Source organism: Halostella pelagica, assembly GCF_004762015.1.
Taxonomy (GTDB): Archaea; Halobacteriota; Halobacteria; order Halobacteriales; family Natronoarchaeaceae; genus Halostella; species Halostella pelagica.
Genome location: NZ_SJES01000006.1, coordinates 1 through 24,416 on the forward strand (window position 1 = coordinate 1; position 24,416 = coordinate 24,416).

20 protein-coding genes are annotated in these 24,416 nt (G+C 61.1%); 7 read left to right on the forward strand and 13 right to left on the reverse strand.

Annotation, left to right across the window (positions count from 1 at the left end; all coding sequences use genetic code 11):
* The first annotated feature begins 541 nt into the window (after positions 1-541).
* Entirely contained in the window at positions 542-1,324 is a 783-nt protein-coding gene (locus tag EYW42_RS13915; RefSeq protein WP_135535902.1) for a 2-amino-3,7-dideoxy-D-threo-hept-6-ulosonate synthase, read from the forward strand.
* Between the two features lie 566 nt (positions 1,325-1,890).
* Positions 1,891-3,042 (forward strand): NAD(P)/FAD-dependent oxidoreductase, encoded by a 1,152-nt coding sequence (locus EYW42_RS13920; RefSeq protein WP_135535903.1) that lies wholly within the window; start codon positions 1,891-1,893, stop codon positions 3,040-3,042.
* A 307-nt stretch (positions 3,043-3,349) separates the two neighbouring features.
* Here EYW42_RS13920 and EYW42_RS20365 read toward each other — a convergent pair whose 3' ends face one another.
* From EYW42_RS20365 to EYW42_RS13935, 3 genes are all read right to left on the reverse strand, one after another.
* Complete coding sequence (locus EYW42_RS20365) at positions 3,350-3,700, reverse strand: cupin domain-containing protein (RefSeq protein ID WP_135535904.1); 351 nt, start codon at positions 3,698-3,700, stop codon at positions 3,350-3,352.
* A gap of 175 nt (positions 3,701-3,875) precedes the next feature.
* Positions 3,876-5,048 carry a pyridoxal phosphate-dependent aminotransferase gene (locus tag EYW42_RS13930; RefSeq protein WP_237561339.1) on the reverse strand — a complete coding sequence of 391 codons (1,173 nt, stop codon included), beginning with the start codon at positions 5,046-5,048 and terminating at the stop codon, positions 3,876-3,878.
* Between the two features lie 643 nt (positions 5,049-5,691).
* Positions 5,692-6,456, reverse strand: coding sequence for an IclR family transcriptional regulator (locus tag EYW42_RS13935; RefSeq protein ID WP_135535905.1), 765 nt, complete (start codon positions 6,454-6,456; stop codon positions 5,692-5,694).
* A 222-nt stretch (positions 6,457-6,678) separates the two neighbouring features.
* On the opposite strand from EYW42_RS13935, the gene EYW42_RS13940 reads away from it, so the two are divergent.
* The 4 genes from EYW42_RS13940 (at position 6,679) to EYW42_RS13955 (ending at position 11,608) form a co-directional block, all read left to right on the forward strand.
* Positions 6,679-7,788: a M24 family metallopeptidase gene (locus tag EYW42_RS13940; protein WP_135535906.1), complete on the forward strand. Its 1,110-nt coding sequence runs from the start codon at positions 6,679-6,681 to the stop codon at positions 7,786-7,788.
* Between the two features lie 225 nt (positions 7,789-8,013).
* Positions 8,014-9,210, forward strand: coding sequence for a tyrosine-type recombinase/integrase (locus tag EYW42_RS13945; protein ID WP_135535907.1), 1,197 nt, complete (start codon positions 8,014-8,016; stop codon positions 9,208-9,210).
* Positions 9,211-9,682: 472 nt separating this feature from the next.
* Positions 9,683-10,609, forward strand: coding sequence for a nucleoside hydrolase (locus EYW42_RS13950; protein ID WP_135535908.1), 927 nt, complete (start codon positions 9,683-9,685; stop codon positions 10,607-10,609).
* Between the two features lie 90 nt (positions 10,610-10,699).
* Positions 10,700-11,608 (forward strand): EamA family transporter, encoded by a 909-nt coding sequence (locus EYW42_RS13955; protein WP_135535909.1) that lies wholly within the window; start codon positions 10,700-10,702, stop codon positions 11,606-11,608.
* A gap of 241 nt (positions 11,609-11,849) precedes the next feature.
* Here EYW42_RS13955 and EYW42_RS13960 read toward each other — a convergent pair whose 3' ends face one another.
* The 4 genes from EYW42_RS13960 to EYW42_RS13975 all read right to left on the reverse strand — a co-directional run bounded on the left by EYW42_RS13960 (position 11,850) and on the right by EYW42_RS13975 (position 16,828).
* Positions 11,850-12,902 (reverse strand): ABC transporter permease, encoded by a 1,053-nt coding sequence (locus tag EYW42_RS13960; protein ID WP_135535910.1) that lies wholly within the window; start codon positions 12,900-12,902, stop codon positions 11,850-11,852.
* Entirely contained in the window at positions 12,895-14,109 is a 1,215-nt protein-coding gene (locus EYW42_RS13965; protein WP_135535911.1) for an ABC transporter permease, read from the reverse strand. The genes EYW42_RS13960 and EYW42_RS13965 overlap by 8 nt, the downstream gene beginning before the upstream one ends.
* The gene (locus EYW42_RS13970; RefSeq protein WP_135535912.1) at positions 14,106-15,674 is read right to left on the reverse strand and encodes an ABC transporter ATP-binding protein; all 1,569 of its coding nucleotides are present in this window, start codon (positions 15,672-15,674) and stop codon (positions 14,106-14,108) included. Before EYW42_RS13970 ends, EYW42_RS13965 begins: the two co-directional genes overlap by 4 nt.
* Positions 15,675-15,760: 86 nt before the next feature.
* Complete coding sequence (locus EYW42_RS13975; protein WP_135535913.1) at positions 15,761-16,828, reverse strand: BMP family lipoprotein; 1,068 nt, start codon at positions 16,826-16,828, stop codon at positions 15,761-15,763.
* 86 nt (positions 16,829-16,914) lie between these two features.
* Between EYW42_RS13975 and EYW42_RS13980 the strand changes: the two genes are divergently transcribed.
* Entirely contained in the window at positions 16,915-18,321 is a 1,407-nt protein-coding gene (locus tag EYW42_RS13980) for an ADP-ribosylglycohydrolase family protein (RefSeq protein ID WP_135535914.1), read from the forward strand.
* A gap of 90 nt (positions 18,322-18,411) precedes the next feature.
* On the opposite strand, the gene EYW42_RS13985 is transcribed toward EYW42_RS13980, so the two are convergent.
* The 6 genes from EYW42_RS13985 to gfo6 form a co-directional block, all read right to left on the reverse strand.
* The gene (locus EYW42_RS13985; protein WP_135535915.1) at positions 18,412-19,341 is read right to left on the reverse strand and encodes a nucleoside hydrolase; all 930 of its coding nucleotides are present in this window, start codon (positions 19,339-19,341) and stop codon (positions 18,412-18,414) included.
* A 62-nt stretch (positions 19,342-19,403) separates the two neighbouring features.
* On the reverse strand, positions 19,404-20,324 hold the full coding sequence (locus EYW42_RS13990; protein ID WP_135535916.1) for a carbohydrate kinase family protein: 921 nt from the start codon (positions 20,322-20,324) through the stop codon (positions 19,404-19,406).
* Positions 20,321-20,989 carry a phosphoribosylanthranilate isomerase gene (locus EYW42_RS13995; protein WP_135535917.1) on the reverse strand — a complete coding sequence of 223 codons (669 nt, stop codon included), beginning with the start codon at positions 20,987-20,989 and terminating at the stop codon, positions 20,321-20,323. Before EYW42_RS13995 ends, EYW42_RS13990 begins: the two co-directional genes overlap by 4 nt.
* An 86-nt stretch (positions 20,990-21,075) precedes the next feature.
* Positions 21,076-22,251, reverse strand: coding sequence for a mandelate racemase family protein (locus EYW42_RS14000; RefSeq protein WP_135535918.1), 1,176 nt, complete (start codon positions 22,249-22,251; stop codon positions 21,076-21,078).
* A 67-nt stretch (positions 22,252-22,318) separates the two neighbouring features.
* Positions 22,319-23,185: an MBL fold metallo-hydrolase gene (locus EYW42_RS14005; protein WP_135535919.1), complete on the reverse strand. Its 867-nt coding sequence runs from the start codon at positions 23,183-23,185 to the stop codon at positions 22,319-22,321.
* Between the two features lie 98 nt (positions 23,186-23,283).
* The gene (gene gfo6 / locus EYW42_RS14010; RefSeq protein ID WP_135535920.1) at positions 23,284-24,366 is read right to left on the reverse strand and encodes a D-xylose 1-dehydrogenase Gfo6; all 1,083 of its coding nucleotides are present in this window, start codon (positions 24,364-24,366) and stop codon (positions 23,284-23,286) included.
* Between the last annotated feature and the right edge of the window lie 50 nt (positions 24,367-24,416).

Sequence of the window (24,416 nt, forward strand, 5' to 3'; positions counted from 1 at the left end):
CGAACCGCTCGTACACCCCGTACAGGAACACCAGAATCGCGACCGCCGCGAGGTAGTAAAACAGGACCTCTCCGACCTCGCTGATCGTCCAGAACGTCTCGCGCGTGACCGCGCCCTCCGCCTGGGCTACGTAAGTCATGTGCAACCACCGGAGGACCGAGCGCTTAAATCTTATCACTTCGCGGGGCCTGTCGTCGATACTGGCGTTAGATAGACACAAAAAGATACACGGTACCATGCCCCAAGTAAAGATAGATTTAACAAGTAAGGCGAGATACTGGCGTTCAATGTCGTTCGTTTGCCCGAGGTGCGAAGAGGATCGTATAGAACTACAGGGCCGCTCTTTGACATGCAGCAACTGCGATTACACCCCGCCACACAGTGCCGATTGAGAAATCGTCCGGGAGCAGACGGAGCAGATCCGACAGGGAATGGAGAGAGGATTCGATCGAGCGGGTATCAAACTTCATTACGCTTTAATCATTCCGGATAAATCCGAGATTCGGAAAGCATTAGTCATCGTAGTACACTGATATGGACCATGCAGACAGGAACCAAAGCACGACTCGACCGCATCGGACGGGACGGAAAGTACGTCAATATCCCGATGGACCACGGAATTACGATCGGAGCGACACGCGGGCTTACAAATATCGAAGAGACGATCGACGCGGTCACACGCGGTGGCGCTGACAGTGTTCTCACGCAGAAAGGGCTTGCCCCCCGAGTTCATCCGAACAAAAACGGTAAAGGGTACATCATCCACCTCAACGCCTCGACAACGCGAGGACCGGACCCGAACGATAAACGGGTCACAGGAACCGTCAAAGAGGCCGTCCGCGCGGGCGCAGACGCTGTCTCGATCCACCTCAATGTCGGCAGCAATTACGAGCCCAGACAGATCGAACAGCTCGCAACGGTGACGAAGGACGCACACGAGTTCGGTCTCCCAGTGCTTGCCATGACCTACGCGCGGGGGCCGGATGTCGACGAACACGACGCCGAGAACCTGGCTCACGCGGCTCGCCTCGGGGAAGAGGTCGGTGCGGATATCGTCAAGACGGCTTACAGCGGATCCGTCGAGAGCTACGAATCCGTCACCGAGGCAGTGGGAGTGCCAGTCATTATGGCCGGTGGGAGCCCGCAATCGACCGAGGAGATGTTGAGCAACGTCCGCGGCGCGATGGACGCAGGTGCCGCAGGGGTTTCGATGGGTCGGTCCGTCTTCCAGCACTCGTCCCCCGGGGCGATGGCAACTGCGGTCGCAGATATAGTCCACGACGACGCCGGCGTAGAGTCGGCGCTCCGCTCTTCCGACCTCTGAGTGCCTCTATAGAAGGAATTCGACTATCCTTGCAGAAGTGAAAACAGATGGGAGACCGAGAAAAGCTCGGAACTGTTCGAAGAGAAATTCGGGGGATCTCAGTTTCCAATGCGACGGATTTTGTTCCTCTCTCCGGAACTACTGGGAGAATCGGGACGCTGAGGGACTGAGCCGTGGATGATGAATCAAAACCCAGTCCCGTGAGTTTCCGAACGGTGATGTAGAAACTCATATATTACGGCACTATTAGTGTAATATATGTGCCGTTCAATGAGTCATCCGGCTGTTTTTTCGGAAGATAGCGCAACGAACCGAACAAACATTCCGCAAGGAGGAAAGAGCCCCGGGAGAATAGGCTAGATAGCCTAGTAGTCAGTGTGTACAAATAGCTCAGTCCGTCGAAGAACCATATACGCTGATCTCGGTCTCGTTCCTCTCTGAGTAAAGACTATATTTGTGATATGAAGAACTAGCACCCTTTCCGTGAAAGTTCGCTCCGAGTATAATATAAGCAACATACCGAAGTAACAGGTAGCGTTATATAGACCGACTCGTAATACGTCACTATGGATGCTGTTATCATAGGTGGTGGAATAGTCGGCGTTTCGTGCGGCTATTATCTTGCAAAGCGCGGAGCGGACGTAACGATACTAGAGAAGTCAAACCTTGGATCCGGAAGCACGGACAGAGCAAACGGCGGGATACGGGCGCAGTTTTCGTCTCCGGTAAGCGCGAAGCTCTCACAGGAGAGTATCAAGGTGTGGGAAACGTTCGAAGATGAGTTCGGCGTCGACATCAGATATCGGCGACCCGGATATCTGTTTCTCGCCCGTGAAGACGCGACGGCGGAGCAGTTCCGGGAAAACGTGAAACGGCAGAACGAGGTCGGCGTGGAGAGCGAGTTCATCAGCCCGGACGAGGCGGCGGAAATCTGTCCGGCTTTGGATGCTGACGACTTCGCGGGCGCGGCGTACTCGCCAACGGACGGGTTCGCGGACCCTCATCTGGGACTACAGGGGTTCGCCACCGCTGCGAGCGATGAGGGCGTAGATATCCGAACGAAAGAAGAGGTAACGGACGTCCTGCAGGAAAACGGGAGAGTCACCGGTGTCAAGACGGAGGAGACGACGATCACGGCCGATTACGTAGTCAACGCGGCAGGCCCCTGGGCGGCCCGGATAGCGGAAATGGCAAACGTTTCACTTCCCGTTTCGCCCCGTCGGCGGCAGTTAGTTATCCTCGACCCGGAAACTTCGGTACCGGATTCAGTTCCGTTTACGATCGACGCCGATAGGAGCGTTCACTTCCGGCCGGAGCGAAACGGCAACGTCGTCGCGGGCGGACATTTCGACGAGACGGATCCCGAGATGGATCCGGACGACTTCTCACAGCGTGTCTCGCTCGACTGGTCTGCACAGGTGATCGAACAAGCGGCGGAGTGTGCGGGATATTTCGGACCGAGGTCGGAGATTCGAGATTCCTGGGCGGGGCTGTACGCTGTGACACCGGACCACCATCCGATAATCGAGGAAATCCGACCCGGGTTCGTAAACGCCGTCGGCTTTTCGGGACACGGGTTCATGCAGGCACCGGCGACGGGAAAGCTAGTAGCTGAAATCATAGTCGACGGAAAGCCGTCGATGGTCGACATCTCGATGTTGACGCTAGATCGGTTCGATGACGGATCGACGCTCGAAGAAGGAACGGTCATAGATTGAACGTAACGGACAGACGAAATGGACGGTCCTGCAGAGAAACCGTCGCGTAGTTACTTCGTGTGAGCGGTGACAGAAGCCATCATCTAATCTAGATTTTCAGTGGCAGTGGGGCGGAACGAACCATCGAACTGCCGGCAATACTGGGCGGGCCGGGAACGGTCCCGTCCGGTAGAATCGCACGGTCGTTGACTATCCGGCTCCGTGGGTCTGTGAAAACCATCGCATGAACAGGCATGCGGCTAATCGAGTGATTCACCGCCGGACGAGTTTTCGTCTCGATACCTATTCGCAGATCGTCTCTCGTCGACTACTCGTCATCTCGATCGGTCCAGAAGTCGAATCCGCGCCCGGGAGCAAAGACGTCGACCGCTACGGCGGTTTCGTCCCCGGTGTTTTCGACGCGATGACGTTCCCACGATTCCAGAAGGACAGAATCGAACCGTGAGAGCGTAACGTCGTCGTTCTCGGTGAAAATGGTGAGTTCACCCTCTAGAACGAGACAGACCTGTTCGTTTTCGTGGTCGTGCATGGGTGAGGAATGCCCCGGTGGCTTCTCAAACCACTCAAACGTGAACTGGTCGCTACCAGCAAGCGAAACTCGCCGCCATCCATCATCGGGCTCATACGTTTCGGCGTTGTCGAAGTTAACAGGCTTCATTGGTCGCGTATGTAGAATTGGCGACTAGTTATATAATATTTTGGGTCATGCGTAGAGGACTCACGTGCATTAGTGCCACCGCTCCGTAACCAGCTATCGAAACGGAGGAACAGAACACAATATCGACCCGGGCGGGTTGTTCTGAACCGCACCGGAGCAGTCCGGAACGAGTCGTTTACTCGTCAGCCAACCACGCCTCGATGCGGTCGAACGCCTCGTCGATCCGCTCGACCGAGTTCGAGTACGCGATACGGAGCCGTCCGTTGCCGTTCGATCCGAACACGGACCCGGGCACCATTGCCACGTTTTTCTCTCGGAGGAGCGACCAGACGAATTCGTTCTCGTCCTCGTACCCCTCAGGGAGCGTCGGGAACGCGTAGAACGCGCCGCTGGGGACGGGACAGTCCATCCCGGGAATCCGGTCCAGACGTTCGAGGAGACGGTCACGGCGGTCGGCAAACGCCTCCACCATCGGTTCGTGGAGGCCGCTCCCGATGGCGCGAACGGCCGCGTGTTGCGAGAGCGATGGCGCGCAAGTCGTCGTATACTGTCGGACTCGAATGATGGGATCGATAAGCTCCTCCGGCGCTCCGAGGTATCCGAGTCGCCATCCGGTCATCGAATAGGCTTTGGAAACGCCGTTAACGGAGATCGTTCTGTCGTATAGCTCGGGATGCGCGGCTAAGCTGTGGTGTTCCGAATCGTCGTAGAGGATCTTCTCGTAGATTTCGTCGGACAGGACGACGAGGTCGTTCTCGACGGCGAACTCAGCCAGGGCGTCGATCCGGTCCTCGTCGACGACGCCACCCGTCGGATTCTGCGGACTGTTAACGATTAGAAGCTCGGTTCGGTCAGAGACGTTTTCGCGGAGTTCGCTTAGGTCGGGCTGGAACCCGGTCTCGGGGTCGAGGCTATAGGAAACAGGTGTCCCACCGGCCATCCGAACACTGGGCGCATACGTCCAACTCGGGTTCGGAACGAGTACTTCGTCCCCCTGGCCGACGAACGCGAAGACGCTCACGAGGATCGCTTCTGTGGCCCCCGTCGTTACGATCACTTCCTGGTCCGGGTCGTATGCGATGTCGTTATCGCGGTCGAACTTCGCCGCGACCGTCTCTCGAAGTTCGCTGATCCCGTAGTTGGACGTGTAGTGGACGTGACCCGAGTCGAGCGCCGAAACGGCCGCATCCTTGATCGGTTTCGGGGTGTCGAAATCGGGACGGCCTATCTCGAGATGGACAACGTCTTCACCAGCAGCCTCGAGGCGGTCGCACTCTTCGAAGATCTCTCGGATGCCCGAAAACGGGATATGGTCCATTCTGTCCGCTGCAGTCTGTTGACCGAGCATAGTCGACTCTCATTTTACACATGTATAAAATTACCCCAATACGTCAGTAGACCAGTACACGATCACGTGCAGTCGGCAGGAGGGGCGCTCGTTTCTTTGTGTCTGAACACGGGGTACGGCCGTGGTTTCCGTAGAGCGGAATACTGTCAGTAGTTCCACCGAGGACGGCTTTGGCGCAAGCGTTGGTTTTCGAGGAAATGTGTACAGCAGGCCAGTTAGCTGGATCCACGGGATTCTTCCGGTACGTGGGAGCTATCGGTTAATCAGCCCACGTTACGGACGTTCTCGAACTTCGGTTCCCGAGAAGAGAATACTTGCGATTTCCAACCAAGGCCCGCTACACCGGCGATATCAGACTGTAGGGAAGGACGGCCCGAAGCGGAAGCCGATATGCGTTACACACCTATGTCCGTAAAGGAAGTGGTGAACGAGACCGCAAAGCAACGATCTGTTCGGTTATTCGGAACCGGGAGCAGAGCAAGCACGTAAACGGGTTCAACTCATGTCGTGTGGAAAGGGCTACTCTCGTTTCCGGATGTTACGCAGAGTCCGGGAGAGGTAGACGATACTGTTCAGAGAACAACTGAAAGAATACCTGAAGAGTTCAACTGTGACCGGAATAACGGGAGGGCGTAGAGGGTTATCAGGAATACGTTACGTTTATCTCGATAACGTTCGCTGCCTGAAGAACGAGTTCCGGGATCTCCTCCTCGAACCGCTCCCCTTTCATCCGTGTCGTCGGAGCTGCGACGCTTATCGCACCGAGTACCTCGTTGTTCGAACTCAGAAACGGGGCGGCAACGCACTTCAGTCCGTTCACTCTCTCCTGGCGGCAGTATGCGATGTCTTCGTCTCGTATCTTCTCTAACTCGTCGAAGAGTTTCTCTCGGTCGGTGATAGTGTTCTCAGTCGCTTGCGGGAGCCCGTGCTGGTCCAGTATTTCGTTAACCCGATCCTCGGGGAGGTGTGCGAGAATAGCCTTCCCGAGAGCGGTACGGTGTAAGTATCGTCTCTTTCCAGTGTACGTGTCCAACGTGACAGCGTTATCCCCGCGTTCTCGGTGGAGATAGACGCCTCTGCCGTGCTCTTCGACCATGAGGTTCGCCAGTTCACCCGTCTCTTTCGCTAGTTCTTTGATCTCGGGACGGGCGGTCTGATACACTTTCAGACGTCGTCGAGCGTATTCACCGATCTCGAAAAACCCGAGCCCGACGTTGTATTCGTCGTCTTCTTTCACGACGTAGTTGTGATACTGAAGGGTAGAGAGGTGGTCGTGGACGGTACTTTTCGCTAAGCCGGTATGTCTCGCGATCTCAGTTAGATTTGCACCGTCTAATTCCTTGAGTGATTCGACTATCTGAAACGAGTTTTCAGGGGTTTCAAGGATAGTTGGATCTTTTTTGCTCATGGCGATTTGATACCTCTTTGCTCCTATCGTGTAATATAGTTATGGAACAGGGGATTATTGCTGTCGGACTGTATTGTGAAACCCGCACTCCGATACGGTAGTCGCGAGTGAATGGCCGTGCGACAATGAACGAAGAGAGTTCCGGAGAAAGGAACACCCAGTCCGAGTTATTCCCAGGCGTAATATGGGGACTTAAATATGGCCACCCACTGAATAGGGGGTATGGGATCAGTTTTCGAACGCCGAACGTCACGTTGCCAAGCGGAGTTGCGCCGGCGGGAAGCAGACGCGCTGGTGATAGGACCGGGTTCGAACATGTACTATTTAACGGGGTTCGATGACGAACCGAGCGAGCGCCATCTCCTGTTTGTGCTTCCGGACGAGGGCAACCCGACGTTTATCGCTCCGGAAATGTACTATGAGCAGATAAACACCGCAAGCTGGGTAGAGGATATCCGAACCTGGGACGATACGACAGGGCCGGATTCGATCATCGACTCGACTCTCAGCCGTCACAACGTTAAGGAGGGGGACGTGCTGGTCAATGAATCGCTGTGGGCGAAGTTCCTGCTCGACCTACAGTCTAAACTCCCCGAAACGGAATTCGAACGTGCCACGCTCGTGCTGGACGACCTGCGCATGATCAAGGACGATGACGAACTGGACTCGTTGAGCTCTGCCGCATCCGCGTCAGATGAGGTGAGCAGGGAGATCCGTTCCCTAGGAGACGAGGTTATCGGGATGACCGAGTCGGCACTCGTAGAAGATATCAATCGGCGATTGACAGAGGGAGGGACCGGCCCGGCCTTTGCTACCATCGTCGGGTCGGGCCCGAACGGGGCACGCCCGCATCATCGCAGCAGCGACCGCGAGATTCGGAGCGGTGACCCGGTCGTACTCGATTTCGGAACGACTGTCGATCGCTACCCCGGCGATCAGACGAGAACTGTCGTATTCGACGGAGAGCCCCCGGACGAGTTCGAAACCGTTCACGCCACTGTCCATGCAGCGCTCGACGCGGGTGTAGACGTCGTCGAACCGGGTATCACTGCGGCTGAAGTCGATAGAACAGTTCGTAGCGTCATCGAAGAAGCCGGCTACGGGGAATGGTTCACACATCGTACCGGCCACGGCGTCGGGCTAGATGTCCACGAAGCGCCGTACATCGTCGCCGGTAATAACCGGGAACTTGAACCGGGTATGGTGTTCAGCATCGAACCGGGGATCTACTTCAACGACGAGTTCGGCGTTCGGATCGAGGACCTGGTAAGGGTGACTGAGAACGGCTGTGAACGCCTCAACGACTCGCCCCGGACCTGGAAACCGCTCTAAGCATCCGGGTCATTGCAGCCGGATAGGATAGACCGGTCGCGTCGGTCCCAGATAAATTGCATCAGTCACTCTGCATTCTGTGCCACATATATCGTTATTCGTAGTATATATAGATAATTATCATAGAACCCAAACAGAGCTATCGGATAGCACACCATTCCCACTCACGTTTAGGAGTAAAACAGCAGTACATTCTAGTACGGTGACGCTGACAGGTACTAGACGATGGACCCACGCCAGACCGAGATGCCGGAGGAACGCAGTGAAACCGCGCTCGCCGATCCGCTGGAAGACTTTCTCGACGACAAAGCGACCGCGATTCACGAGGACGGGTCGCGGTCCGGGTCGTACGCCGCCCAGCTCGAACGGGTCCTGCCCACGTGGGTCGATTGGATGGAAGAACGCGACATCAGGTACCTGGAAGACGTAGACGAACAGACCCTCGCACGGTGGACGAAGTATCTCTCACGCCGCGTCAAAGCGAACGACGGGGATTCAGACGGGGGGATCACTCGGGCGACCGCGTGGACGTACTTCAACACCGTCCGAACGTACCTCGGCTGGTGTGAGACGTGGCGAGAGATCGAAGAAAACCCCGCCGACGGCCCGAGAGTCATCGACGCGATGCCCGACCGGCCGTCGCGGTCGTCCGGGAACCAGCAGTTCTGGAGTCCGGAACAGCGACAGAGGCTCCTCCGCCATCTTGACGAGCGAGCACACGAGGCGATAGACGCAGACGGACACGACGCGCTCGCGCCGGTCCGAGACCGCGCGCTCGCGTACCTGATCGGTTACTCCGGGGTCCGAGGAGCCGAGGTACTATCGAAAAGCGACGACGACCGCGACGGGCGTAACGGTGCGACGTGGGCGGATCTGAATCTGGAAGCGGGTACCATCGAGGTGCTCGGCAAGAGCCAAAACGACGAGCAAGCACCGCTCACCGATAAGCCGCTTCCGGCGATCCGACGATGGCGACAGGTTCTCGACCCCGACGACGACTGGCCGCTGTTTCCGACGTTTCACAGCCCGAGCCTCTGGAACGAATCACGGGACGAACTGCGGAATCGGGGCCATAGCGAAGACGATATCGACGACCGTCTGGACTCGTTCGATGACCCGCTCGCCGCGATACGCGAGTTCGACTGCACGCCCCCTGCACTGTCAACGTCGGGCGGCAGACGCCTGTTCAAGCGGCTGAGCGACGCAGTGGGGGTCGACACCAGCGACGATCCGAAGGACTACCTGACGCTGCACGGCGGCCGTCGCGGCGCGGGCGAGATGTACTACCGTGAAGCCGGACACTCGGCGGCCCAGCGGGCGCTTCGCCACGCCGACCCGTCGACGACGTCGGAGATGTACTCGCACATCGAGGCGAGCGAACTCTCCGACATCGGGTCGGACGTGTTCAGCGACGAGGGGTAGCGATACGCTCGCGAGACTCCACGATATGTCCTACCGTGTAGCAACCGCTCGCTCTCCAGTATCGTCGTGTGGTGTTGCTTCCACATACTATGATATCCCTTATACTTGTTCTACAGTCGCTAATAGAGGTGGATTATAAGTAATATATCTGTCGAAAACGACCATAAATAGCTACCATTATTTTTATAGTTAGTGAATATCCTATGTTATCGTTCATATTAGGCAGTAATGGTACGGTGCAATCTGGTGCGGTCCTGTATGGTTTTACATAGCGAGCGGAGCGGGTTTCGGTCGCTCCAGATGTAAAATTCGAGATTTGCCCGACTAGCACAGCAGTAGTCTCGTTCTCCGAAAGCGACTGACTCGTACCTGAACCTATCGTTTAGTCGAGTTCGTGAAACTACACGCGATACCTTCAGTTACCCAATGCTATTAGTTCTCTCCGGTCAACAGGAAGACGAGTACTATACAGATGACGACGGACATCATTCTGGACTGCGATCCCGGTCACGATGACGCGATCGCGACGCTGCTCGCGCTGACTGCGCCCGAACTGTCGGTTCGCGCGATCACGACCGTCGCGGGGAACCAGACGCTGTCGAAGACTACGCGGAACGCAAGACAGGTGTTGACACTCGCGGACCGTACGGACGTTCCGGTTGCGAGCGGCATGGCCGAACCGATGGTACGTGACCTGATGGTCGCGGACGACGTCCACGGCGAGTCCGGCCTCGACGGGCCCGCCCTCCCCGAACCGACGGTAGACACAGTCGACGAGGACGGCGTCGACCTCATCGCGAGGACGGCCGAGCAGGCCGGGAGCGTCACGCTGGTGCCGACCGGCCCCCTCACCAACGTCGGCATGCTGCTCAAACGCCATCCTGAGGTCGAATCACACCTCGACGAGATAGTGTTGATGGGCGGAGCTGTAGGAACGGGGAACTACACGCCGGCGGCGGAGTACAACATCCTGGTCGACCCGGAGGCCGCTGACATCGTCTTTCGGTCGGACGTCCCCGTCACCATGATCGGTCTCGACGTGACGCGCGCTGCGCGGGTGCGCGCCGAGACCTTCGACCGTTTCCGGCAACTCGGCTCCGATGTCGGTGAAACCGTCGCGGAGTGGCTCGACTTCTTCCTCCGGTTCCACGAGGACCGGTTCGGCTGGGAGGGCGTTCCCATCCACGACGCGTGTGCAGTCGCAGAAGTGATGGACAGAGATGTCATCGAAACGGAGCCGATGCACGTCGCGGTGGAGACGGACGGCGAACACACAGTCGGCCGTACCGTCTGTGACCGGTACGGCGTTCTCGACGCCGAGCCGAACGCGTCCGTCGGCGTCGACATCGACCGCGAGGCGTTCGTCGACCTCCTCCTCGACTCGGTCGCGAAATACTGATAGGGTCTGTTGTAACCCCGGCACCGAACCAGGCGGTTGGCTCCGGAAAACGTGGTCTTATGTGCCTGCTAAAGCGAAATCATGTACTAGATGCTGCAACTCTCCGACGCCCTCCTCGGAACCATCCTTGCGACGGTCGCATCGCTCATGTTCGCGTTCCAGTACCTGTTCGTTCGACTGGGAACGCAGAAGGGTTCGGTCACGGACGTCGTCTTCGTGACCCTGCTCAGCAACGTCGTCTTGCTCATCCCGCCGGCGGTGCTTTTGTACGACATCTCGGCGATGTCGACCGAGGCGATAGCCGCGTTCGCCGCTGCGGGGTTGAGCGGATCGCTGTTCGCTCGCATCTTCTCGTTCAGTAGCATCCAGCGTATCGGCGCGAACCGAACGTCGCCCATCGTCTCGGCGAACGCGCTGTTCGCGACGCTCCTTGCCGTTCTCGTCCTTGGCGAATCGCTGACACCGTTCCACCTGGTCGGCGTCGTCCTGATCGTCGCGGGGATCGCCGTCATCTCCTACCAGACCGAGGAGAGCATGGCGCTCGAGGTTTCACGCCGTGACCTGGCACTGTTGATGACGCTCCCGATCCTCGCGGCAGTGTTTCTCGGCATCGAACCGATCTTCGTCTCCATCGCCCTCGCAGAGGGCGGGTCGATCCTTCCCGGATCCGCGATAGTCGTCACCACAGCCTTTGCCGGCTTCGCGGTGTACACCGGCGTCACGTCGGGGCTCCCCTCCCCCTCGATAGCCCGCGAACCGTACGCCAAGTGGTATCTCGGTGCCGGCGTTGCGACCACGCTCGGCCTCGTCGCCGCGTTCTCGGCGCTCGAAACGGCACCAGTCGTCATCGCAGTCCCACTCATTCAGACGTCACCGCTCATCGTCGTCGGGCTCTCCTCTGTCTTTCTCTCCTCGAAACTGGAGGAGGTAACCCCGCTCATCGTCGTCTCGACCGTAATGATCATCGTCGGTGCGACAGTCGTCTCTCTCTCCGGATAGCGCCGGCGTCAACGCGTTTCAAGCGTTGCGGTGTAACAGACTATTCCGTTTTCCTCGAGAGCGACGAGTCGTCGTTCTCGACCGAGACGGCTCGCTCCGCGCTCGATTGGGCACCGAAACGAGGATGTCGATCCGCGGAGGACAGATTTGTCGCGCCGCCGTCGTTCGTTCGATCGAGAGGCAGACGGAAGCGGTAGTTCGGCGGAGAAAGACGAAACGGCAGCACGCGGGCCGAGGTCCGCTAGTCGTCGCCGCTTTCGTAGTTCTCCCCGGCGCGGTCGGGGATCCGCGTGTAGCCGAAGAAGACGAGCACGACGATGACGGCCATGTAGGGGATCGCTCCGAACAGTTCCGGTGCGATGTCGAAGCCGATCTGCTGGAGGCGGACCTGCAGCGCGTCGAGTCCGGCGAACAGCGCCGCCGCCCCGAACGTTCCGATCGGGTTGTAGTTCCCCATGAGGTACGCGACGATACCGATGAAGCCGCGACCGTTGACAATGGTCTGGCCCTGCCCGATGAACTGGCCGACGGTCGAGAGCGTCATGGCCGCACCGCCGATACCCGAGAGCGCTCCCGAGATCATGATGCTCGCGTATCTGACCCGGTTTACGCTGATGCCGGCGGTGTCGAGCGCCTCCGGGTGTTCGCCGCTCGCACGGACCCACATCCCGAACGAGGTAAACTTCAGCACGTACCACGCGACCGGGACGATGATCAACATCAGATACGTGGTGGGATAGTTGGTGAACAGCAACGTACCGAGCCAGGGGATCTCCGAGAGGACCGGGATCGCTATCTGGTCGAACGTCGCCACGGTCGGACTGTTGATCTGACCCCAGTAGACGCGGCTGAAGAACGGTGCGAGGCCGAGGAACACGAACCAGATGGCCAGCCCCGCGATGATCTGGTCGGCTTTGTATCTGATGCAGATAACGCCGAACAGCAGCGCGCCGAGCGTACTCACGACGACTGCGGCCAGCAACCCGAGCCACACCGCGTTATCCGCGCCGACCGTACTCACGGTCGTCCCAGTGACGAGAACGCTCGTGAACGCGGCCGCGATCAAGAGCCCCTCGATACCGATGTTGATGACGCCGCTTTTCTCGGAGTAGAGGCCGCCGACCCCCGCGAGCGTGATCGGGACGGCAAGCGTAAGCGCGGTGTTGAAGAAGCCGACGGTGAAGAGGTCCCGGATATCGGTCCTGTACGGTGACGCGACCACGCCCAGAACCACGACTGCAGCGATCACTAGCAGGCCGATGCGCCGACGGGTTAATCGGGTGTTCTCAATCATCGTTTTCCTCCGTTACCCTCTCCTGCGCTGGAGTCGCCGAGGTCTCTCCGAGTCCGAACTTTCGCCCGATCATGCGCATGAACTCGGGCATCGCCACGAACAGGATGATGATGCCTCGCAGAACGCCGGCTAGCTGGCGCGGCACGCCGAGTTGCAGGTCGAGCGCTATCGCGCCGCTTTTGATGACGCCGAACAGCGCTGCCGCCGGAATGACACCGAGTGGGTTGTTCGCCGCCAGCACCGAGACGGTGATGCCGTCGAATCCGACCTGCGGAACGCTCGGCTGCCAGTAGCCGAGTACCATGAAGACGAACACGCCGCCCGTAAGACCGCCGATGAGTCCCGACAGGGTGAACGTCCGGACGATCACGCCTTTGGCGTCGACACCGCTGTACTTCGCCGCAGCGGGCTGTTCCCCGCTTAGACGGATGTTGTATCCCAGCGGGGAGTTTTTCAACATGTAGTGCGCGCCGAACGCGATAAGCAGCGTCGGGATGAAGATGAGCACCGAAAACGAGGACGCCTCCGGGAAGACGATACTGGGCGGGACGGCGTAGTCCGGGACCAGTGCCGTCTGGACGGCAGCCCCCTCTCGAAGGAACGACCTGACGGTCGTGAACGCGACTGCGGTCGCGATGAAGTTCAACATGATCGTCGTGATGACCTCGTTGGCGTCGTAGTAGGCAAGCAAGACGCCGGGGAGCGCACCGTACAGCGCACCGGCAACTCCCGCGGCGGCGAGACCGAGGACGAACAGCAGGATCCCGCCGATGGCGTTGGCCGGAAGTATATCGGCCGTGTACTGCACGAGTGCCGCACCCGCCAGGCCGCCGACGACGAACTGGCCCTGCGTCCCGATGTTGAAGATGCCGGCCTGGAATGTCACGGCGACCGCTACGCCGGCCAGGATCAACAGCGTGGTCTCCCGGAGCGTCAAGCCGATGCTGTACGGCGAACCGATCGCGCCGTTCAACATCACCCGATACACCTCGATGGGGTTGTAACAGAACTCGATCCCGCCGAACACGAGAAACGGCGAGCCACACGTCGCGAACGCACCCGACGCGAGAAGCAGGATCGCACCGACGACGAGCGCCAGAGCGAGCGAGGCGAAGCTGATGAGGATTCGCTCTCTAGCCGACGCGTCGACGAGACGGCCGAGGATCCGTTTCGCTCTGTCGGGGAGTTTCGGTCCGGCGTCGCTCATTCGCTCTCACCGTCGATACCCGCTGTCTGTGACGTTCCCTCTCCGCGATCGGAGTTCGGGGAAACGTCCGTTAGTTCCTGTCCAGCCATCAGTAGTCCCAGTTCGCGTTCGGTCACGGTTTCGGGGTCGACCGTGTCGATGATCTCCCCTTCGTACATCACTGCGATCCGGTCCGAGAGCTGCTGGAGTTCGTCCAGTTTCGAGGAGATGAGCAGCACGGCCCTGTCGTCGCGTCTGACGGAGAGCAGTTGCTCGTGAATGAACTCGATGCTCCCGACGTCGAGCCCCCGCGTCGGGTTACTCGCGATGACCAGTTTCGGGTCCCGCTCGAGCTCCCGGCCGACGAGCAGCTTCTGTTGATTTCCGCCGGAAAGCGACTTCGCGGGCGCTCCCGTGCCTGAGGTCCGAACGTCGTACTCCTCGATTATCTTCTCGGCCAGTTCGTCGTCCCGCATCCGGCGTCCGATCGGGAAGGTGTGTTGTTCGCCCAGGATGACGTTCTCGCCGTGGTCGAAGTTCATCACGAGCCCCTGTTCCTGCCGGTCCGGCGGGATGTACGCGAGTCCGGCGTCGTTCAGTCGCTTGCGGTCCCAGTCGGTGACGTCCTCGCCGTCGAACGTAACCGATCCGCCGTCGGCGTCGAGCAGACCTGCGATCGCGTCCGACAACTCCGACTGTCCGTTCCCGTCGACGCCGGCGATGCCGAGCGTTTCGCCCTCTCGGACGGTCAGGTCGACGCCCTCGACCAGCGTCGTGTCGTCGTTTGCCACCTGAAGGTCGTCCACGGTGAGCAGTACGTCACCTTTCGGATGCGGCTCGCGGTTCAGTTCGAGCAGAACCTCGTCCCCGACCATCAGCTCCGCGAGGTGATTGTTCGTCGCCTCCTCGACCGGGAGAGTCGTGACGTTTCGACCCTCACGCAACACCGTGATGTCGTCGGCGACAGTCATCGCCTCGTCGAGTTTGTGCGTGATGAAGATGATAGTTTTGCCTTGGTCGATCAGCTCCTCGAACACCTCAAACAGCGACTCGATCTCGTCGGGCGTGAGCACGGCCGTCGGCTCGTCGAGGATGAGAATGTCCGCGCCCCGATACAGCGCCTTCAGGATCTCCACGCGCTGTCTGACGCCGACGCTCACATCCTCGACGACGGCGTCGGGGTCTATGTCGAACCCGTACCGCTCGCTGATCTCCCGTACCTCTCGTCTGGCGGTCTTCATGTCGACGCCGATCCCGAAGGAGTCTGTCGGTTCGGAGCCGAGAACGATGTTCTCGGTTACCGTCATCGGGCCGACCAGTTTGAAGTGCTGGTGGATCATCCCGATGCCCTCGTCGATCGCGTCCTGTGGGGAGTCGAAACGTTTCTCTTCGCCGTTGATCCGGATCGTTCCGCTATCGGGCTGATACAGCCCGTACAGAACGTTCATCAACGTGGATTTTCCCGCGCCGTTTTCCCCGAGAATGACGTGGATATCGCCGTCACCGACGCTCAGACTGACATCGTCGTTGGCGACGACCCCAGGGAAGGTCTTTCGTATGTCCGTTAGTTCGACTGAGTGACTCATATGTCCACGGTTTTTTGGAACATTTGATAATGATATTTAAATAGTCTTCGAGTCTCAGTTTCTCATTCCTGACTGGACAGTTCGTATCAGTCCACCGTTTCCGGAGGTGATATCTCGCCATCGATGATCTGTTGGCGAGCGGTGTCGACCATCTCTCTGGCCGAATCGGGGACGGCGTCGCCGATCGAGTCCCCGTACACGAGTTCGTGAGCGTCGTCATCGAGGCCCAACTGCACGTTCGAGGACCCGTCCCACTCGTCGTTCACGATGTTTTCGATGGTCGTGTACACGGCCGAGTCCATTCGCTTGAGCATGCTCGCAACGATGACGTCGGAGTAGTCACTCGCCGTCACGGATTGGTCAGTGTCGACCCCCAACGCGGGCCGTCCAGCCTCCTGAGCGGCTTCGAACATCCCGATTCCAGTCCCGCCCGCGGCGTGGTACACGATGTCGGCGCCTTCGTTGTACATCGACTGTGCGATCGACTGGCCCTGGTCCGGCGCGTTGAATGCACCCGCGTACGCGGACCGGAACTCGATGCTGTCGTCAACATCCTTGACGCCGGCGCGGTAGCCGGCCTCGAAGCGCTCGATGACCGGGTTACGGTTGCCACCGACGAATCCGACGACGCCCTCGCCGGGCGCAGATGCGGTCTCCGACTCGAACCCTTCAGTGGCGATGTGGCCCGCCAGCGTTCCGGCGAGATAGGACCCCTCGTGTTCCGTGAACGAGATGTTGGAAACGTTGTCCCGGTCCTGTACCGCGGCGTCGATCAGCGTCCAGTTCTGGTCCGAGAAGTCGCTGGACACGTTCTTGATCGGCGTGACCTGGTCGAACGTGAGTCCGATAATGAGGTCGTAGTCGGGGTCTTGCGAGGCGGCGAACTGGTTGTGGAAATCCTGATACTCCGAGTTACTACTCGGTTCACCTTGCGAGTAGTTGATATCGAGTTCCTCCTCGGCCTGCTTTAGCCCCACCTGAGCGTTGTCGCTGAATCCCTGGTCACCGAGTCCCGCGACCGGGTACACGATCGCGATATTGACCGAATCGTCGGAGCCGCTGTCGTTCCCGCCGAGGCAGCCAGCAATGCTAACGACTGAACCCGCTCCGAGAGCTTTTACGTACGCCCTTCGTCCTAGGCTAGTCTGTGGCATAGGTCAACGAAACGCCTACGTTATTTATAATTAAGGGTCGGAACCGGCCATATCTTTATACTGGCTCGGAGGTAATCATCAACCGTATGACAGCTGAGTACGATCCGGGGATGATAGAGGTCGAGATAGAGGACGCGCTCCCGTCACCCCTGTTTCTTGACCCGAACAAACGCGAAGTACAGTACGAGCGCCGCCAGTGCAGAGACGAGGGCAGGGACGTTTCGCAACACGAAGAGCGGTTCGACGCTCTCCTCGACGCGGACGTGGTCACGCAGGAGGAACTACACCAACTCCTCGATGCGAGCCGCGAACTCCCCGTCCGGCCGGATTTCCCGTACCACGAACCGTCTTCGCTCGACGGGATCCGCGATGCCCGCCCGGAGGGGCCGCGACAGATCGAGGGGGGATTCGAGGTCCTCGACGACCCGTACGACGTGATCTACGGCGGCTGGCTGGGTGCGGTGGCCGGCTGCTTTCTGGGCAAACCGGTACAGGGGTGGTCCCGCGACAAGATCCACACGTACCTGAAAGCGAGCAACCAGTTCCCCCTCAGCGGCTACATGCGCTCGGACGACGAACTCGCCGAGGAGTACGACATCTACAACACGGTCGAGTCGTCGGACGCGGAGGGAAGCATGTTCGTCAACGACGTGCCCCACATGCCCGTCGACGACGATATCGACTACGTCGCCGTCGGGCTGGGTATCCTCGACGAGTACGGGGTCGACTTCGAGCCGGTCGACGTGGCGAACTACTGGCTCCAGAACCTCCCGGTGTTCAACACGTACACCGCCGAGCGGGTCGCTTACCGAAACCTGCTGAACCTCGTGCTGCCCCCGGAATCCGCGACACTCCGGAACCCGTACCGCGAGCACGTCGGCGCGCTGATCCGCGCGGACATGTGGGGGTTCGTCGCCCTAGGAGACCCCGAGCAGGCCGCGGAGTACGCGTGGCAGGACGCCTCTGTCAGCCACGTCAAAAACGGCATCTACGGGGAGATGTTCGCGGCCGCGATGATGGCCGCCGCGCCCTTCGAGTCGGACCCCCGACGGCTGCTTGAGATCGGGCTGTCCGAGATCCCCGCCGAGTGCCGGCTGGCGGAGGCTGTTTCGGACGTGGTCGAGTGGCGGGAGAACGGCCTCGACTACGAGGAGGCCGTGGAGCGGGTCCACGAGCGGTGGGACGAATCGAACCAGTTCGACTGGGTCCACACGATCAGTAACGTGGAGGTACTCGCCATCGGACTCCTCTGGGGAGAAGGCGACTTCGGCGAGTCGCTCTGTCTGGCCGTCCAGGCCGGGTTCGACACCGATTCGCACGCGGCGACTCTCGGGTCGATCCTCGGGCTACTCCACGGTGCCGAGGCGCTCCCGAACGACTGGACAGACCCGCTCGACGACACAGTGGAGACGTCGCTCGTCTCCTACCAGCGACAGCCTATCTCGGACCTCGCCGCCGAGACGCTCTCTCTCGTTCGCGAGACGGGCGAATAGCGAACCACTCTCAGGAATTGGTGGACCTGTGTCCCGGCGTTCGCCGACCCCGCGTCGACGAACTACCGAACTGACGTACAACAGCTCCTATCACCCTTCGAGGAGTCCGTCGATGGCCTCCTCGAACACGCTTCTGAACCGCTCCGTGTCGGCCGCGACCGCGACCTCAGCGTTCGGGGCGTTGTCGGTCACCCTCCGTTCGTCGCAGACGACCGCTCCCCGGCAGAGCCCGCTGGTAGTCTCGACGTCGAGGTAGTATGACCCGAAGGTCAGGACTGCCGGATCGATCAGGTGGGCCACGACTGCCGCGTCGTGGATCGCAGGGTCCATCCCCCCGCCGAGTCTCTTGATCTCGTCGGGGTAGTCGAGCCACGGACCGACAATGTCGTACGGTTCATCGAGTCCGGAGTACTCGTCTATCATCTCCCCCGAAACGGTCGCGTCGTGGGTCGCGTCCAAGCCGGCCATGAACGGCCGCCCGGATTGGATCACTCGACTTGCGGCGACCGGGTCGTTGTGGAAGTTCGCCTCGGCCATCGGCGTCTTGTTCCCCGCGACCGTCGCAGCGCCGCCCATCAGATAGATGCCGTCGACCATGTCGGGGAGCGACGGCTCTAGCTGGAGCGCCATTGCGAGGTTCGTCATCGGGCCGACCGCGACGATTGTGATGTCGTCGCCGTGCTCGCGGGCCTGCCGAACGATCAATTCCGCGCCGTGGGCCTCGACCGGTTCCGTCGACGGCTCCGACAGATCGCCGCGGATCCCGTTCTCGCCGTGGATCCACTCCGCCGTGTCGTACGTCCCTTCCATCGGCTCGCTCGCCCCGCGCGCGACCGGAACGTCGGTCCGGTCGAACCGTTCGAGTATGGCGAGTGCGTTCCGCGTGGTGTTGTCGACGGTGGAGTTACCGCCGACGGTGCTCATGCTCGCGACCTCGATCGACGGGTGGCCGAGCGCCATCGCGATCATTACGGCGTCGTCGCTCCCGGGGTCTACGTCGAGATGTACTCGTGTTACCATGTGACTACGATCCTCTGGGCAAGGGTTATAATTATACCGTATGGCGGCGGCCGCGCCACCGGTCAGTCCAGAAACGACTCGACATCGGCCAGCGTAGGTGAACCGGAGTGGGCACCGGTCTCGGTACAGTTGAGCGCCGCAACGGCGCTGGCGAACCGGCCGGCGTCCTCGATCCCGACGCCGTCGAGCACCCAGGCGTGGATAAGCCCCGCGGTGAACGCGTCGCCGGCACCCGTCGTGTCCGTCACGGAGACCTCGAACACCGGTATCTCCCGGACTGCGTCCCCTTCGAACAGGTAGACGCCGTCGGACCCGCACGTGACCGCCCCCGCATCGAAGCCCCGCGCGCGGAGTTGAGCACAGCAGTCACGCGGCCCGGCGTCCGTTCGGAGATACGACCGCACCGAGGTGAGGTTGGCGACGAACCGGTCGATATCGGGCGCGAGGCCGTCGAGCGCCGCCCGGGTGAGACCGCGGTCGGTCAGGTCGGTGAACTCGCCCGCGAGGTCGTAGACGAGCGGAGTGTCGACGGCAGCGAGCGTCTCGACCACGTCAAGCGGTGCGTAGGCGGACGTGAACGTGGCGTTCGCGTCAGCGACGGTCTCCACGTCGGCCTCGGTGAGCGAGAGTTCGAGGGCGGACTCCCCACCGCCGATGATCGCCCGCTGGCCTTCCGGGTCCGTGAGGACGAGGCAGTACGACGTCCGACCGCCCGAGAGGCGATGAACCGTCACGTGGTCGATCGGCGACGAGTCGAGGCGGTCGAGGACGTCGTCCCCGTCCTCGTCGTCTGCGACGCAGGAGACGAGCCCGGTCTCGTGCCCGAACCGGGCGAGGATCGTCGCGACGTTCGTCGCCACGCCGCCGAGTCGCCGCTCGTAGTTCCGGACGAACGCCCCCTCGTCCGGACCCGGGAGGTTCGTCAGGTGGTAGGTGTGGTCGATGAGCGTGTTCCCCACGGCGACGACGCTGGAGTCGGTCACGGCGACTCGCCGGCCGTTCGGGCGGCCTGCGCGAACTCGCGAACCTTCTCCGGATCCTTCTGTCGTTCGCTCCGCGAGGTGTGAGTGTACGAGTCGACGCCCGCCGGGTCAACCGCCCGGACCGCGTCGGCGACGTTCTCCGGCGAGAGCCCCCCGGCGAGGATCGTCAGGGTCTCGGTCTCCTCGACTATCTCTCGGCTTATCGACCAGTCGTGGGTCTCGCCGGACGCACCGATCCCCTCGACGGCGTCCGTGGCCGTGTCGAGGAGGAACCAGTCGCAGACGGGGTCGAGACGCGTCGCCACGTCGACTGACTCGTCGTCGACGACGTCGAGCGCGCGCATCACGTCCATCGACGCCGGGATCGCCTCCCGAACCTCGCGTACCTCGTTGACCGTCAGGGCGTCGACGTCCGGGCAGAGATGCAGTATGTCCGGTCGGACGTCCTCGGCGTAGGAGCGTATCTCGTCGATGTCCGTCTCGACGGTAAGCGCGACCGTGGACATTTCGTCGGGGGCCTCCTCGAAGAGCGTCCGTGCGTGGTCGTTTGAGATGGACGCAGGGAGGTCCTGGTCGCCAGCGGCGACACCGATGTGGTCGACGCCGGCGTCGGCACAGGCTCGCACGTCGTCGACGGACGTCAGTGAATAGATCTGAACTATCACGAAAACAGGATTCGAAGGCCACTACAATAAGCTTCACGGGGTCCGCTACCGGCCCTCACGGGACTGCGGGCGAACCCGCCGTCCGCTCACTCGTACGTGTGAACGTCGCCGGTCGTGTTCTCCTCGATGTACTCCCAGTCGTACTCCACGCCGAGGCCCGGTCCGTCCGGCACGGCGACAGTGCCGTCGTCGGCGACGGCGCCCATCATATCCGAGTAGCCCCCCTCGTAGACGGGCGGTTGGGTGTTCTGGCAGTGCGGGTGGACCAGCGCCATCTCGTAGTAGTTGGAGTTGCGACACGCCGCGATGCAGTGGCGCTGGGCGGGGCCGGGCGCGTGGAACTCCACGTCCAGGCCGTACGCCTCGGCCATGTGGGCGACCTTCATCGCCCCGGTGATGCCCGCGTCGTACTCTGGATCCGCTCGCAGGAAGTCCGTGGCGTCGTTGGCCGCGAAGTCGGATTTGATCTCGAGGCCCCGGATGTGCTCGGTCTGGAGGATCGGCGTGTCGAGTTTCCGGGCGAGTTTCCGGTGGGCGTGCTGAGAGATACCGCCGTCGCGGAACGGGTCCTCGTACCAGAAGAAGTCCTGCTCGTCCACTGCGCGGCCGAGTTCGAGCGCGTCGGCGAACGTCTCCAGTTCGCAGGCCGGGTCGTGCATCAGGTCCATCTCGTCGCCGACTCGCTCGCCGACGGCGCGGACGGCCTCGACTTCCCGGGAGAGGTCCCGGGACTCGTCACCGCCGCCCCAGCCGTGGATCTTGAACCCGCTGAACCCCTCGTCGCGACACTCCTCGGCGAAGTCGGCGAACGCCTCGGGGGAGTCCAGTCCGCCGGCGTCGTCGCCGTGATACGTCGAGGCATAGGCGGGGATACGCTCGCGGTACGTGCCCAGCAGTTCGTGGATCGGCGCGTCGTAGTACTTCCCGGCGAAGTCCCAGAGCGCGATGTCGATGGGACCGATCCCCATCCGGTCGTACTTGCGGAGTGCGCGCTTGATCTCGGACCAGTGTTTCTCGCGCTTGAGGGGGTCTTTCCCGATCAGGTACTTCGCGATGATGTTGTACTGGGCCGCGGCCGGCGAGTTCCCGCCGACGTACTCGCCAGTGATCCCCTCATCGGTGTGGATCTTCACGCCGAACAGTTTCCGATAGGTCGTCTCACCCGGCTCGTACACGAGGTTGAACCCGTGTTCGTCGGTGCCGACGTCCTCCAGCGGATATTCGAACTCGCGGCTCACTATCTTCGTAATCGTCGGTGCCATGCTGTAGCTTTCCGAGGTCCGGCTAATAAAACTGTCCACCCCGGACGGGACCCGACTTCGGCGTGTTTTACTCCCCGCCCAACGCGCCTATCCGTCGGATACCGGGCGTCGAAAGCCGGAACGAACAGCCGACGTGGGGCGGTTCGATGACTCGTGGGTACTCGTGAGACGCCGCGTGTTCGTGCAGTACCTTCGGGTCCGCGCCGACGCCCTGCCACATGTCGTGATGGGAAGGGACGAGCCTATCGAGCCCGAGCTGGTTGGCGGCCTCGATCACCTGGTTCTCGTCCATGTACCAGCGGGTCCGCTCGCCGCGTCCGAGTTCGGGTTTGTATATCTCCCCGACGGAGCCGAACGCGAGCGCGCCGACGTCGAGGTCGAACTCCGCTCCGACCGCCTCGAACGCCTCGGCGGGCCGGCTGTCGCCGCCGTGGAAGAACGTGCCTGCGTCGTGTTCGACGACGTAGCTCACCGGTTCTATCGCGTCGGGGTCGTTCGCGCCCCGAACGTGGACGGTGAAGTCGCCGACCTCGAAGTCGTCGCCCGCCGCGATCTCGTTGCGCCGCTCGTCGGGCACTTCCAGGTCGCCGTCGTAATCCGGCGACTCGTAGGACGCGGCCGGCGCGTGGAGATCCGCGCTGAGGTCGTTCACCAGCGGACTGTACGACGGCGGATGCATGTGGTCGATGTGTTCGTGCGTGACGAGGACGGCCTCGCAGTCCGTCGCGTCCGCCGGGGAGAGCGGCACCGGGATCATCCGGATGATGTTCGGCGGGTCGCCCGCCCCGAAGTACGGGTCGATGTACAGCGTCGTCGACTGCGACCGGAGGACGAACCCGTTGCAGCCGAGATACCAGACAATCACTCCGTCGCCGGGGTCGGCCCCCTCGATCTCTTCCCGGACGAACCAGTCGCCCCAGGTCGAACGTATCATATCTCGGACGTTCGTCGGCACGGACCAAAAACGTTGGTACAAGGGGCAGGCCGAACCGGCCGTCGTCGTGGCCAATTACCGGACGTACCCCGGAATACTCAGTCCAGTTCGACCGTGGTTCCAGTCTCCGACGCCTCGTACACCGCCTTGATCGCCTCGATGTCGACCAGTCCGTGGTCGCCGTCCGGATACGGCTCCTCGCCGGCCAGCAGGCAGTGCGAGAAGTACTCGAACTCCTCTTCCATCTGGTCTATCCCCTCGAAATCCACGTCGAACGTCGTCCCGCTGCGCGAGACGGTGAGCGCCCGGTCATCCCACGGGTAGAAGGCGGGTTCGACGCGGACTCGTCCCTCCGTCCCGATAACCGAGATGTGACTCGCCATGTAGGCGTTCTGGCTGGCCGTACAGACGGCGTACACGTGGTTCGGGAAATCGAGCTGGAACGCGCCGTGCTCGTCCGGTACGTCATCGAACTCCTCCTGCACCGACGCGACCGTGCCGCGTACTCTCACGGGGTCCTCGTCGAGCAGGAACCGGCTGGTGTTCAGCGGGTACAGGCCGATGTCCATGACCGCACACCCGCCCGATAGCTCGCCGTCGAGTCGCCACTGGTCGGGGTCGGGAACCAGTTCGAGTATCGGCTCGGTCATGTTACCGTTGACGAAGACGGGGTCGCCGATCAGCCCCTCGTCGATGAATTTTTTCGCGCGCCGGACCGCGGGTTCGGTGTGCATCCGGTAGGCGATCATCAGCGTCGCGTCGTGCTCGTCGCAGACCTCGACCATCCGCTCGGCACGCTCTATCGTCGCCTCCATCGGCTTCTCACAAAGGATCGCTTTGTCGAGTTCCGCGGCCGTCTCGACGAAGGGGAGGTGGAGCGCGTTCGGCGTAACGACGTAGATGGCGTCGTAAGCGTCGCTCGCCGCGTCCTCGTGGAACTCGTCGTAGGTGATCGAACGTTCGACAGTCGGAGATTCCTCGGCGGCCTCCGAGACCTTCTCGCGGTCGCCGCTGACCAGCACGGTCGTCTCACAGAGGTCCGCGTTCGCAACGGCGGGCATCGCCTGCTCCCGTGTCCACCAGCCGACCCCGATCATGGCAAAGCGGATAGGGTCGTCCGTCTCGGTGATCTCCTGCCAGTCCCGCCGCTCGAAGTCGTCGGCAAGCGCTTCTATCTCCATGCAGTGATCCTCTCACCCGGACGTAATATGCGTTGCGTTGGCAGGGGCGA

Excerpts from the sequence above, each read along its gene's own strand:
- EYW42_RS13975 (WP_135535913.1), bottom strand. The coding sequence starts at position 16,828 with ATGCCACAGACTAGCCTAGGACGAAGGGCGTACGTAAAAGCTCTCGGA.
- EYW42_RS13935 (WP_135535905.1), bottom strand. The coding sequence starts at position 6,456 with ATGAGCAAAAAAGATCCAACTATCCTTGAAACCCCTGAAAACTCGTTT.
- EYW42_RS14005 (WP_135535919.1), bottom strand. The coding sequence starts at position 23,185 with ATGATACGTTCGACCTGGGGCGACTGGTTCGTCCGGGAAGAGATCGAG.
- EYW42_RS13985 (WP_135535915.1), bottom strand. The coding sequence starts at position 19,341 with ATGGTAACACGAGTACATCTCGACGTAGACCCCGGGAGCGACGACGCC.
- EYW42_RS13950 (WP_135535908.1), top strand. The coding sequence starts at position 9,683 with ATGACGACGGACATCATTCTGGACTGCGATCCCGGTCACGATGACGCG.
- EYW42_RS14000 (WP_135535918.1), bottom strand. The coding sequence starts at position 22,251 with ATGGCACCGACGATTACGAAGATAGTGAGCCGCGAGTTCGAATATCCG.
- EYW42_RS13930 (WP_237561339.1), bottom strand. The coding sequence starts at position 5,048 with ATGCTCGGTCAACAGACTGCAGCGGACAGAATGGACCATATCCCGTTT.
- EYW42_RS20365 (WP_135535904.1), bottom strand. The coding sequence starts at position 3,700 with ATGAAGCCTGTTAACTTCGACAACGCCGAAACGTATGAGCCCGATGAT.
- EYW42_RS13945 (WP_135535907.1), top strand. The coding sequence starts at position 8,014 with ATGGACCCACGCCAGACCGAGATGCCGGAGGAACGCAGTGAAACCGCG.
- EYW42_RS13940 (WP_135535906.1), top strand. The coding sequence starts at position 6,679 with ATGGGATCAGTTTTCGAACGCCGAACGTCACGTTGCCAAGCGGAGTTG.
- gfo6 (WP_135535920.1), bottom strand. The coding sequence starts at position 24,366 with ATGGAGATAGAAGCGCTTGCCGACGACTTCGAGCGGCGGGACTGGCAG.
- EYW42_RS13955 (WP_135535909.1), top strand. The coding sequence starts at position 10,700 with ATGCTGCAACTCTCCGACGCCCTCCTCGGAACCATCCTTGCGACGGTC.
- EYW42_RS13965 (WP_135535911.1), bottom strand. The coding sequence starts at position 14,109 with ATGAGCGACGCCGGACCGAAACTCCCCGACAGAGCGAAACGGATCCTC.
- EYW42_RS13960 (WP_135535910.1), bottom strand. The coding sequence starts at position 12,902 with ATGATTGAGAACACCCGATTAACCCGTCGGCGCATCGGCCTGCTAGTG.
- EYW42_RS13915 (WP_135535902.1), top strand. The coding sequence starts at position 542 with ATGCAGACAGGAACCAAAGCACGACTCGACCGCATCGGACGGGACGGA.
- EYW42_RS13980 (WP_135535914.1), top strand. The coding sequence starts at position 16,915 with ATGACAGCTGAGTACGATCCGGGGATGATAGAGGTCGAGATAGAGGAC.
- EYW42_RS13920 (WP_135535903.1), top strand. The coding sequence starts at position 1,891 with ATGGATGCTGTTATCATAGGTGGTGGAATAGTCGGCGTTTCGTGCGGC.
- EYW42_RS13970 (WP_135535912.1), bottom strand. The coding sequence starts at position 15,674 with ATGAGTCACTCAGTCGAACTAACGGACATACGAAAGACCTTCCCTGGG.